The 12,117-nt window shown below is 35.3% G+C and carries 10 protein-coding genes; all 10 read left to right on the forward strand.

Annotated features, from left to right (window positions below):
• Positions 1-1,335 (forward strand): chromosomal replication initiator protein DnaA, encoded by a 1,335-nt coding sequence (gene dnaA, locus IGJ76_RS00005; RefSeq protein ID WP_067483664.1) that lies wholly within the window; start codon positions 1-3, stop codon positions 1,333-1,335.
• A gap of 169 nt (positions 1,336-1,504) precedes the next feature.
• A complete protein-coding gene (gene dnaN, locus IGJ76_RS00010; RefSeq protein ID WP_075491779.1) occupies positions 1,505-2,635 on the forward strand; it encodes a DNA polymerase III subunit beta in 1,131 nt (376 codons plus the stop codon).
• A gap of 224 nt (positions 2,636-2,859) precedes the next feature.
• On the forward strand, positions 2,860-3,102 hold the full coding sequence (gene yaaA / locus IGJ76_RS00015; protein ID WP_067483660.1) for a S4 domain-containing protein YaaA: 243 nt from the start codon (positions 2,860-2,862) through the stop codon (positions 3,100-3,102).
• Positions 3,089-4,213, forward strand: a complete 1,125-nt coding sequence (gene recF, locus IGJ76_RS00020) for a DNA replication/repair protein RecF (RefSeq protein ID WP_075491781.1) — start codon at positions 3,089-3,091, stop codon at positions 4,211-4,213. Before yaaA ends, recF begins: the two co-directional genes overlap by 14 nt.
• Entirely contained in the window at positions 4,210-6,156 is a 1,947-nt protein-coding gene (gene gyrB, locus IGJ76_RS00025) for a DNA topoisomerase (ATP-hydrolyzing) subunit B (protein WP_075491783.1), read from the forward strand. Before recF ends, gyrB begins: the two co-directional genes overlap by 4 nt.
• 21 nt (positions 6,157-6,177) lie before the next feature.
• A complete protein-coding gene (gene gyrA / locus IGJ76_RS00030; protein ID WP_075491785.1) occupies positions 6,178-8,670 on the forward strand; it encodes a DNA gyrase subunit A in 2,493 nt (830 codons plus the stop codon).
• 182 nt (positions 8,671-8,852) lie between these two features.
• Complete coding sequence (gene rpsF / locus IGJ76_RS00035) at positions 8,853-9,152, forward strand: 30S ribosomal protein S6 (protein WP_067483652.1); 300 nt, start codon at positions 8,853-8,855, stop codon at positions 9,150-9,152.
• 47 nt (positions 9,153-9,199) lie between these two features.
• Positions 9,200-9,712: a single-stranded DNA-binding protein gene (ssb, locus tag IGJ76_RS00040; protein ID WP_067483650.1), complete on the forward strand. Its 513-nt coding sequence runs from the start codon at positions 9,200-9,202 to the stop codon at positions 9,710-9,712.
• A gap of 24 nt (positions 9,713-9,736) precedes the next feature.
• Entirely contained in the window at positions 9,737-9,973 is a 237-nt protein-coding gene (gene rpsR, locus IGJ76_RS00045; protein WP_016623165.1) for a 30S ribosomal protein S18, read from the forward strand.
• Between the two features lie 167 nt (positions 9,974-10,140).
• The gene (locus tag IGJ76_RS00050; protein ID WP_071869224.1) at positions 10,141-12,114 is read left to right on the forward strand and encodes a DHH family phosphoesterase; all 1,974 of its coding nucleotides are present in this window, start codon (positions 10,141-10,143) and stop codon (positions 12,112-12,114) included.
• Positions 12,115-12,117: the final 3 nt, after the last annotated feature.

The following is a 12,117-nucleotide window of genomic DNA, read 5'->3' on the forward strand; positions in this document are numbered from 1 at the left end:
ATGGTATCCCTCGATGCTTTATGGAACGAATTAAAAACTACTTATCAAAGAGATTTATCTCCCGCGAGTTACAATACTTGGATTGAAACTGCAACACCTCGTTCATTAGACAATCATCAATTTGTCTTAGAGGTTCCAAGTAAGATTCACAAAGAATATTGGGAAAAAAATCTAGCTACAAAAATTGTTGAAGTTGGCTATATGCTGACTGAAGATGAAATTATTCCACGTTTTGTCACTGGGGATGAGCTTGAACAAGAAGAAATCATTACTGAAAAAATGGAGAAGCCCACCATGGCTGCGCCAATCAAAAAAGCCATGTTAAATCCTAAATATACTTTTGATACATTTGTCATTGGTAAAGGAAATCAAATGGCACATGCTGCAGCATTAGTTGTAGCAGAAGATCCTGGATCAATTTACAATCCACTTTTCTTTTATGGTGGTGTTGGTTTAGGGAAGACTCACTTGATGCATGCGATTGGTCACCAAATGCTGTTAAGCCAGCCAAATGCAAAAGTAAAATACGTAAGCAGTGAAACTTTTGCGAATGATTTTATCAATTCGATCCAAAATAAAACTGCCGAAGAATTTCGTCAAGAATACCGAAATGTTGATTTACTATTAGTAGATGACATTCAATTTTTTGCAGAAAAAGAGGCTACTCAAGAGGAATTTTTTCATACATTTAATGCACTTTACAACGAGGGCAAACAGATTGTCTTAACAAGTGATCGTTTGCCCAATGAAATTCCAAAACTGCAAGAACGACTAGTTTCGCGCTTTGCTTGGGGACTTTCTGTCGATATTACACCTCCAGATCTTGAAACTAGAACAGCTATTTTACGTAAAAAAGCTGCTGCCGAACAATTAGAAATTCCAGATGACACTTTAAGTTATATCGCAGGCCAAATTGATTCAAATATTCGGGAACTTGAAGGTGCTTTGGTTCGAGTTCAAGCCTTCGCTGCAATTAATAGCGCAGATATTTCAACTAGCTTGGCCGCTGATGCTTTAAAAACGTTAAAATCTGGAAAAGGTCATTCTCAATTGACTATTTTACAAATCCAAGAAGAAGTTGCTAAGTATTATCATGTCCAGCTAAAAGATCTAAAAGGAAAGAAACGTGTCAAGTCTATCGTTGTCCCACGTCAAATTGCGATGTATCTTGCACGTGAACTCACAGATAGCTCATTACCAAAAATCGGCGCTGAATTTGGTGGGAAAGATCATACAACTGTCATCCATGCACATGAAAAAATCCAACATTTGATGGATTCCAGCATGAGCATGCAAAATGAAGTTTCAGAAATCAAAAATTTCTTACTTAATTAGCTTGTGGATAAAGATAAAAGTTTTACTTTTTTTATCCACAGTTTGTCCACAGCGATTTTTTCTACGGACTATTATGTTTTTAATAGTTTTCCACAAAATTAACATGCCCTATTACTTTTATTATTTTAATTAACTAATAATAAATTAACTACGCAAAAGGAGATTCATCATGAAAGTTACTTTAAATCGAGCTAGCTTTATGCAAGAGCTACATACTGTTCAAAGAGCTATTTCAAGTAAAACGACCATCCCAATTTTAACTGGGGTCAAAATTACGTTAACTGATGAAGGTTTAACGTTAACAGGGAGCAATGCAGATATCTCAATTGAAACACTTTTATCTGTTGAAAATGAAAAGGCTCAGATGCAAATTGAATCTACAGGTTCAATTGTTTTACAAGCACGCTTTTTTAGCGAGATTATTCGTCGTTTACCGGAAGAAAACTTTACTTTAGAAGTTTTAGAAAATAAGCAGGTAGCAATTACTTCTGGTAAAGCCAACTTTACTGTTAATGGATTAGATGCAGATAATTACCCACATTTACCAGTTATCGAAAGCCACAACCAAATGAAATTACCTGTTCATGTATTAAATAAATTGATCAATGAAACAGTTTTTGCTGTTTCTCAACATGAAAGTCGCCCAATTTTAACTGGAGTACATTTAATTTTATCGGATGAATCATTATTAGCAGTTGCTACAGATTCACATCGCTTGAGCCAACGTGTTATTCCAGTAGATCAAACAGCTGACCATTTTGATATTGTTATTCCTGGTAAAAGTTTGACTGAACTTTCTCGCTCGTTAACCAATGAAGAAGAAATTGTTGAAATTAGTATCATGGAAAACCAAGTGCTTTTTAAAACTGAAACAATGTTCTTCTATTCTCGTTTACTAGAAGGGAATTATCCTGATACTAATCGTTTAATTCCATCAAGCTTTAATACGGAAGTTGAATTCTCAGTACCAAGCTTATTAGCAGCGATTGAACGTGCTTCATTGTTGTCTCACGAAGGCCGCAATAACATTGTTCGTTTATCAATTAATTCAGATTCAGTTGTGTTATACGGAAACTCGCCTGAAATTGGTAAAGTAGAAGAAAGCTTAAATTATACGGCTAGCAGTGGAGATCCATTAGAAATTTCATTTAATCCAGACTACATGAAAGCTGCTCTACGTGCATTTGGAGATATGAGTATCAAAGTTAAATTCATTTCAGCTATCCGTCCGTTCACATTAGAACCTGCTGAAGAAGGTGTTCAATTTATTCAGTTGATCACGCCGGTTCGGACAAATTAATCTTTTTTTCATCCTTTTGAAAAATACTTTGAAAAAAATCAAAAAAATAAATTTTGAAACAGAAGGCCCTAAAATCAATTTTAAGGCTTTCTGTTTCTTTTTATTCAAAAGACCTTTTTAGAATCAAATCTTCTTATATTTGAAAATATGTAGGAAAATTTGTTTTATTCCTCAAAAAAAGGTATAATAATGCTATGTTTAATAATGAAAATGAGGGATGGATATTGAAACAACAAGTCATTTTAGAAACAGAATTTATGACGTTGGGCCAAATGTTGAAAGAAACTACTGTTATTGGCAGTGGTGGCCAAGCAAAATGGTATTTAGCTGAAAATACTGTTTTAGTTGACGGTGAACCAGAAAACCGTCGAGGAAGAAAACTTTATCCCGGAATGATGATTGAAGTTCCAGATGTAGGAACTTTTTTTATGGTAAAAAAAGGAAAAGTGAATAATGAGGCTGAATAAGCTACACCTTAAAAATTATAGAAACTATGATGAATTGACTATGGATTTTTCCAAGAATTTGATTATTTTTTTAGGTGAAAATGCTCAAGGAAAGACGAATTTGTTAGAAAGTATTTATGTACTTGCTATGACACGAAGTCATCGTACAACTAGTGAACAAGAACTAATTGGCTGGGAACAAGAACAAGCACTTGTTCAAGGTGAAATTAGTAAAGGTTCTTCTAAACTTCCTTTAGAGATTTTATTATCTAAAAAAGGGCGTAAAACCAAGATTAATCATATTGAGCAAAAAAAATTAAGTAGTTATGTTGGGCAACTAAATGTCATTTTATTTGCACCAGAAGATTTATCATTAGTAAAAGGTAGTCCTCAAGTACGTCGAAAATTTTTAGATATGGAATTAGGTCAAATTAATCCTATTTATCTATATAATTTGGTTCAATATCAGTCAATTTTGAAACAACGAAATCAATATTTAAAGCAATTAAGCGAAAAAAAGCAGTCAGATTTGCTTTATTTAGATATTTTATCGGAACAATTAGCAGATTTTGGAAGTAAAGTGTTGAAAGCTAGAAGCCAGTTTATTAAAAAGTTAGAGTTTTGGGCTAATTCACTACATCAACAAATCACGCATCAAAAAGAACACCTTAAAATTGAATATGTGACGACGCTTAATTCTTTGGAGAGCCAATCGCAAGAGCAAATTCAAAAACAATTTTTAGAAGAATTAGCAAAAAATCAAAAAAAGGATCTATTTCGAGGTACGACAACTGTAGGACCACATCGAGATGACCTTCATTTTTTTATCAATGAAAAAAATGTTCAAGTTTATGGGTCACAAGGACAGCAGAGAACTACTGCTTTAAGTGTTAAATTGGCAGAAATCGATTTGATTAAAGAGGAAACAGGTGAGTATCCAATTTTGCTATTGGATGATGTGATGAGTGAACTAGATGATAACCGCCAATTACATTTGTTGGAGACAATCGAAGGGAAAGTTCAAACCTTTTTAACAACGACAACACTTGATCATGTAAAAAATAAAATGACCGTTGAACCAGAAATATTTTATGTTCAACAGGGAAAAATAAAAGGAGACGAAACTGAATGACGGAAGAAAAAAGTTTAGTGGATCGCGCTAAAGAATATGATGCCAGTCAGATTCAAGTATTAGAAGGACTGGAAGCCGTTCGTAAACGTCCAGGGATGTACATTGGAACAACAAGTTCTGAAGGATTGCACCACTTAGTATGGGAAATCGTTGATAATTCAATTGATGAAGTATTAGCTGGGTTTGCTACTTCTATCCACGTTATTATTGAAAAAGATAATAGTATAACAGTAGTTGATGATGGTCGTGGTATTCCTGTTGATATCCAAGCTAAAACGGGACGTCCAGCTGTGGAAACAGTTTTTACTATCTTGCATGCCGGAGGTAAATTTGGCGGTGGCGGATATAAAGTATCAGGTGGTCTTCATGGTGTAGGATCTTCTGTTGTAAATGCGTTGTCTACTCTATTAGATGTAAAAGTTTATAAAGACGGAAATGTTTATTATCAAGAATACCGTCGAGGTGCTGTTGTCGATGATTTGAAAATTATTGATACAACCGATCGTCACGGAACAACAGTCCATTTTATTCCTGATCCAGAAATCTTCACTGAAACAACTGTTTTTGACTTTAATAAATTAGCAACGCGTATTAGAGAACTAGCTTTCTTAAACCGCGGAATGCATATTTCAATTGAAGATAAGCGTGAAGAAGAACCAGTTATTAAAGAATATCATTATGACGGCGGGATTAAGAGCTACGTTGAATTTTTAAATAGCAGTAAAAATGTTTTGTTCCCAGAACCAGTTTATTTGGAAGGTGAACAGCAAGATATCACAGTTGAAGTATCAATGCAGTATACAGATGGTTATCATTCAAACATTATGAGTTTTGCCAATAATATTCATACATATGAAGGCGGAACACATGAATCTGGATTTAAAACAGCACTGACACGCGTTGTTAATGACTATGCAAGAAAACAAAAATTGATGAAAGAAAATGACGACAATCTAACTGGAGAAGATGTTCGTGAAGGGTTAACAGCTGTTATTTCAATTAAACATCCAGATCCACAATTTGAAGGTCAAACGAAAACAAAATTAGGAAATTCTGAAGTTCGTACTGTAACTGATCGATTGTTCAGCGAACATTTCATGAAATTTTTACTTGAAAATCCAAGTGTTGGACGACAAATCGTTGATAAGGGATTACTTGCATCTAAAGCACGTTTAGCTGCTAAACGCGCACGTGAAGTTACTCGACGTAAAGGCGCACTAGAAATTAGTAATTTGCCAGGAAAATTAGCTGACTGTTCAAGTAATGATCCTGAAAAATGCGAACTATTTATCGTCGAAGGCGATTCTGCTGGAGGATCAGCAAAACAAGGACGTGATCGTCAATTTCAAGCTATTTTACCAATTCGTGGGAAAATTTTAAACGTTGAAAAAGCAAGTATGGATAAAATTTTAGCCAATGAAGAAATTCGTTCACTGTTTACAGCAATGGGAACAGGATTTGGAGCAGATTTTGACGTAGCAAAAGCACGTTATCATAAATTAGTTATTATGACCGATGCCGATGTTGATGGTGCTCATATCAGAACACTGCTATTAACATTGTTTTATCGTTACATGCGTCCAATCGTGGAGGCCGGCTATGTTTATATTGCACAGCCACCTTTGTATGGAGTAAAACAAGGAAAGAAAATCACTTATGTTCAACCAGGTAAAAACGCAGAAGAGGACTTGAAAAATGTTATTGCTTCCTTACCTGCATCGCCTAAACCAAACGTTCAGCGTTATAAAGGTCTAGGGGAAATGGATGATCATCAATTATGGGAAACAACCATGAATCCTGCTAATCGAATGATGGCTCGCGTAACTGTAGACGATGCAATTGCTGCAGACCAAATTTTTGAAATGCTGATGGGAGATCGCGTAGAACCTCGTCGTGCGTTCATTGAAGAAAATGCACATTACGTTAAAAACTTAGATATTTAATCATGAAGGAGGAAAAGAATTGTGAGTGAAAAATTTAGTGAAAACATCCATGATGTCAATCTAACCAATGAAATGAAAGACTCCTTCATCGATTATGCAATGAGTGTTATCGTAGCTCGTGCATTACCTGATGTTCGAGATGGATTGAAACCAGTTCATCGTCGTATCTTGTACGGAATGAATGAATTAGGTGTTACACCAGATAAATCACATAAAAAATCAGCCAGAATTGTTGGGGATGTTATGGGTAAATACCATCCCCACGGTGATAGTGCTATTTATGAATCCATGGTTCGGATGGCTCAGCCATTCAGCTATCGCTATATGCTAGTTGACGGTCACGGAAACTTTGGCTCTGTGGACGGTGACGGAGCTGCCGCAATGCGTTACACGGAAGCCCGAATGAGTAAGATTGCTATGGAAATGCTAAGAGACATTAACAAAAATACAGTTGATTTCCAAAGTAACTATGATGATACGGAAAAGGAACCAGAAGTTCTTCCTGCTCGGTTCCCCAATCTTTTGGTCAATGGGACAACTGGTATTGCGGTAGGTATGGCAACGAACATCCCTCCACATAATTTATCAGAAGTTGTAGCGGCAATTGATTTGTTGATAGAAAATCCGGAAGTTACAACAAATGAGTTAATGGAAGTGTTACCTGGACCAGACTTCCCAACTGGCGGTCTAGTTATGGGTAAATCTGGAATACGCCGTGCCTATGAAACGGGTAGAGGATCAATTACTGTTCGAGCAAAAGTTGAAATCACTGAAATGCCGAATGGCAAAGAAAGAATTTTAGTCACAGAATTACCATACATGGTAAATAAAGCAAAACTAATTGAACGAATTTCTGAACTTCATCGTGATAAACGAATTGAAGGAATTACTGATTTACGGGATGAATCTTCTCGTGAAGGAATGCGTATTGTTATTGATATACGCCGTGATGCTAGTGCTTCTGTTATTTTAAATAACTTATATAAAATGACTTCATTGCAAAACTCGTTTGGATTTAATATGTTAGCAATTGAAAAAGGTGTTCCTAAAGTTTTAAGCTTGAAAGAAATTCTTGAAAACTATGTTGAACATCAGCGTGAAGTAATCACACGTCGTACAATTTTTGATAAAGAAAAAGCTGAAGCACGGGCACATATTTTAGAAGGTTTACGCATTGCGTTAGATCACATTGATGAAATTATTGCTATTATTCGTGGATCAAAATCTGATGATATTGCAAAAGCAACAATGATTGAACGATTTGCTTTGTCAGATCGTCAAGCACAAGCAATTTTAGATATGCGCCTTCGTAGACTAACTGGTTTAGAACGTGAAAAAATTGAAAATGAATATCAAGAATTATTAAAATTGATTGCAGATTTAACTGATATTTTGGCAAGACCTGAACGAATTACTGAAATTATCAAAACAGAACTTGCTGAGTTAAATCAACGATTTGGTGATAAACGTCGGACAGAACTTTTAGTTGGTGAAGTCTTAAGCTTAGAAGATGAAGATTTAATCGAAGAAGAAGAAATCGTTATTACTTTGACAAATAATGGTTATATCAAACGTGTTGCTAATAATGAATTTAGAGCACAAAGACGTGGCGGACGTGGTGTACAAGGCATGGGTGTTCATAACGATGATTTTGTAAAAAATCTTGTTTCCTGTTCAACACACGACACATTATTATTCTTCACGAACAACGGAAAAGTATATCGTGCAAAAGGATATGAAATTCCAGAATATGGTAGAACTGCCAAGGGGATCCCCGTCATTAATTTACTTGGAATTGATTCTAGTGAAAAAATCCAAGCAATTATTGCTGTAACAGGGAAAGCAGAAGAAGGGCATTATCTATTCTTTACTACTCGTCTAGGAACTGTAAAACGAACAGCAGTGACCGCCTTTTCTAACATTAGAAGTAATGGCTTGATTGCCATTGGCTTAAAAGATGGTGATGAGTTAGTCAATGTCTTATTAACAAATGGCGAATCGAATATTATCATTGGAACGCACAATGGTTACTCAGTTACATTCAAAGAAGAAGCTATCCGTGATATGGGGAGAACTGCTTCTGGTGTAAGGGGAATTCGTTTAAGAGAAGAAGACTATGTCATCGGCGCAGCTTTGATGACAGAAAATCATGAGGTTCTTGTAATTACAGAAAAAGGATATGGAAAACGTACAAAAGTATCTGAATATCCTGTAAAAGGTCGTGGTGGTAAAGGAATTAAAACGGCCAATATTACTGAGAAGAATGGTCCTTTAGCTGGATTAACGACTGTTACTGGTGAAGAAGATATTATGTTGATTACAGATAAAGGCGTCATTATTCGTTTTAATGTGTCAACAGTCTCTCAAACTGGTCGTTCAACATTAGGCGTTCGTTTAATGAAAATGGAAGCTGATACAAAAGTTGTAACAATGGCAGCAGTTGAACCTGAAGCGACTGAAGAAGTAACAGAAGTAAATTCAGAAATTGATGCAGAAGAAACAACAGAGGAATAAAAATTTTCTTTGAAAACAATCTATAATAAGAGTACCTTAAATTTTAAGGTGCTCTTATTTTTTTGTTGCGCAAAAGACGTAATGCGTGTATAATCAAAGATTGTGAGTAGTCTAATTATATTAGAAAACTCTCCTTGCTCTTGGAATAACAAGAGCCTAAAGTCCATAGGGAGGTGAAATCAATGGAAAATACGAAATATGAAATTATGTATATTATTCGTCCAAACATTGATGAAGAAGCAAAAACTGCTTTAATCGAACGTTTCGATACAATCTTAAAAGATAACGGAGCTGAAGTTATCGAATCTAAAGATTGGGAAAAACGCCGTTTAGCTTATGAAATTAACGGTTACCGTGAAGGTATCTATCACATCGTTAAAGTGTCTTCTCCATCAAATGCAAGTGCAATCAATGAATTTGATCGTCTTGCTAAAATCAATGACGATATCGTTCGTCACATGATTGTTAAAGAAGAAGCTTAATTTGTTTCACATGGAACAAAGGAAAACGATGAGAGGAGATGACTATTTTGATTAATAATGTTGTACTAGTTGGACGTCTGACTAAAGATCCGGATTTACGATACACATCAAACGGAACTGCAGTAGCAACGTTTACTCTGGCCGTAAATCGTAATTTTACAAACCAAAGTGGAAATCGAGAGGCTGACTTTATTAACTGCGTTATTTGGCGTAAATCAGCAGAAACAATGGCTAACTATGCACGTAAAGGTACACTTTTAGGTGTTACTGGTCGTATTCAAACACGTTCTTATGATAATCAACAAGGACAAAAAGTCTATGTTACAGAAGTAGTAGCTGATAACTTCCAATTATTGGAATCTCGTTCTGCATCAGAAAATCGTCAACAAAGTGGCGGTTTCCAAAGCTCAAACCAATCAACAAACACATTTGGTGGAAACAATAACTTTAATCAAACATCTCAATCATCCAACGGTATGCCTGATTTTGATCGTGACACAACTGATCCATTTGGTTCAAGTTCAACGATTGACATTTCAGATGATGATTTACCATTCTAAACGAATTGATAGGAGGGAAATAGAATGGCACAACAAAGAAGAGGCGGACGTAAACGTCGTAAAGTAGACTATATTGCTGCTAATCATATTGAATATATCGATTATAAAGATATCGAATTACTAAAAAGATTTATCTCAGAACGCGGTAAAATTTTGCCACGTCGTGTAACTGGTACAGGCGCTAAAAACCAACGTAAACTTACTGTTGCAATTAAACGTGCTCGTATTATGGGCTTACTACCTTTCGTTAGTGAAGACTAATAAATTGTAAAAAAAGAAGCAACAATCCTTTGGGATTGTTGCTTCTTTTTTATATAAAAGCAGAATTATAGTTTCTTTTTTTTGTTTAGGGAGCAGATATAGATGTTAGTCGCTTGTATTGACCAAAATATGGTAAAATTGAACTAATTATTAGTGGGAGGGAGAATATGGAAGATGAAAATTTAAACTTTACCCCCAGACCATTCTTCTTTTTTTTGTTTATTCTAATAGAAGTTTTGGTTATTCTAGTGTTTCCGTTTCGATTAATTAGTGCATTAATTGTATTTGTCATGAATGCACTTTGTTTCCGTTATTGGTTAAAGATGAGTCGATGGTTAGTTTTAAGAAACCGAGAGAAAATTCAACAAGCATCGACTGTGGCAGAAACTAATCTCGCATATGTTTCAGAGATTATGCCTGTAGGAGTAATCGCTTACCAACCAACGACACAAAAAATCGAATGGTTAAATCCCTTTGCTCTAGATATAAAAGATAAGAGTGCATTATCGGAAACTGAATTATTAGATGCCTTTTTTTCTGCTAAAGAAAAAAAGAAAAATCAATTATATTTAGCAGACAAAACCTTTCAGTTTGATCTAGATACGGTCAAAGGAGTTATCTACTTCAGTGATGTCACACAAAATCAATTATTAAAATTGCATCAAACAAATATACAGCCCGTAATCGGAATTTTATCAATTGATAACTATGCAGATGCAATTGATAAATTAGATGATAAAGAGATTTCTTATCTAAATTCATTTGTTACCACATTGATTTCTGATTGGATGGATGAATATCATATTTTTTATAAGAGAATAAATGCAGAGCGTTTTTTCTTTTTTGCACAAATGATTGATTTGAAAAAGATGATGGAAAAGAAATTTGACTTATTAGACCGGCTGAGAGCTGAAGCAGAAAAACAAAATTTACCGATTACGCTAAGTATGGGTGTTGCTTATGGGCAAAAAACGCTAGAAGAAATTGGCGACGAAGCACAGAATAATTTAGATATTGCTTTAGTTCGCGGGGGCGATCAAGTTGTTGTAAAAGAAGTCCAAGAAGGATCAAAACCAACTTACTATGGTGGTAAGTCAGCGAAAAATGTAAAAAGAACAAGGGTAAGATCTCGTGCAATGAGTACTGCGTTACGGAAAATATTTACAGAAACAAATGATGTGTTTATTATGGGCCATCGTTTTCCAGATATGGACGCTTTAGGTTCTGCTTTTGGTGTCAGTTGTTTGGCGCGCTTCAATCAGAAAAAAGCATACGTTGTGATTAATGAAGATGAAATTATTCCAGATGTTTCTAGATGTTTAGAAGAAATTCACAAGCATCCAGAGCTAGAAGCTCAAATAATTTCGCCAGAGCGAGCGATGGAGATCAAACAAGACAATGATTTATTAGTTATGGTAGATTATCATAAACCGTCATTATCAATCTCACAGAGCCTGTATGACCAATTTGATAAGATTGTGATTATTGACCATCATCGACGTGGAGAAGAATTTCCCAATAAACCATTATTAACTTACATTGAATCATCTGCGTCATCAGCCTCAGAATTGGTAACAGAATTGATTCAATATCAAAGTACGAGAACCAATAGACTTGATCGTTTTGAAGCAACACTTTTACTCGCTGGGATGACCGTAGACACGAATAGTTTTAATGTGAGAACTACGGCTCGAACATTTGATGTGGCAAGTTATTTGAGGTCTTGCGGAGCAGATGCGTCATTAGTACAATATTTATTAAGCTCTGATTTAGATACTTATTTAGAAATCAGCGATCTAATTGCTCACAGTGAGTATGTTACAAAAGATATTGTGGTAACAGCAGGAACAAATGAGAAAGAGTATAATAGTGTTATTGCCGCTAAAACAGCTGATACGTTGCTGTCAATGATTGATATTAATGCTGCCTTTGTTATCACTAAGCGAACAGATGGTTTGATCGGAATTAGCGCAAGAAGCAGTGGAACAATCAATGTCCAACTCATCATGGAGTCTTTAGGTGGTGGAGGTCATTTTACCAATGCAGCAACACAATTGGAAAATACAACAGTTGAAGAAACAAAAGAGCGGTTATTAGCAGCAATTCATGAGAATATAAATCAAATATATGACAAGGAGTAGGCC

This window comes from Enterococcus sp. DIV0175 (assembly GCF_050529075.1).
Taxonomy (GTDB): Bacteria; Bacillota; Bacilli; order Lactobacillales; family Enterococcaceae; genus Enterococcus_B; species Enterococcus_B thailandicus.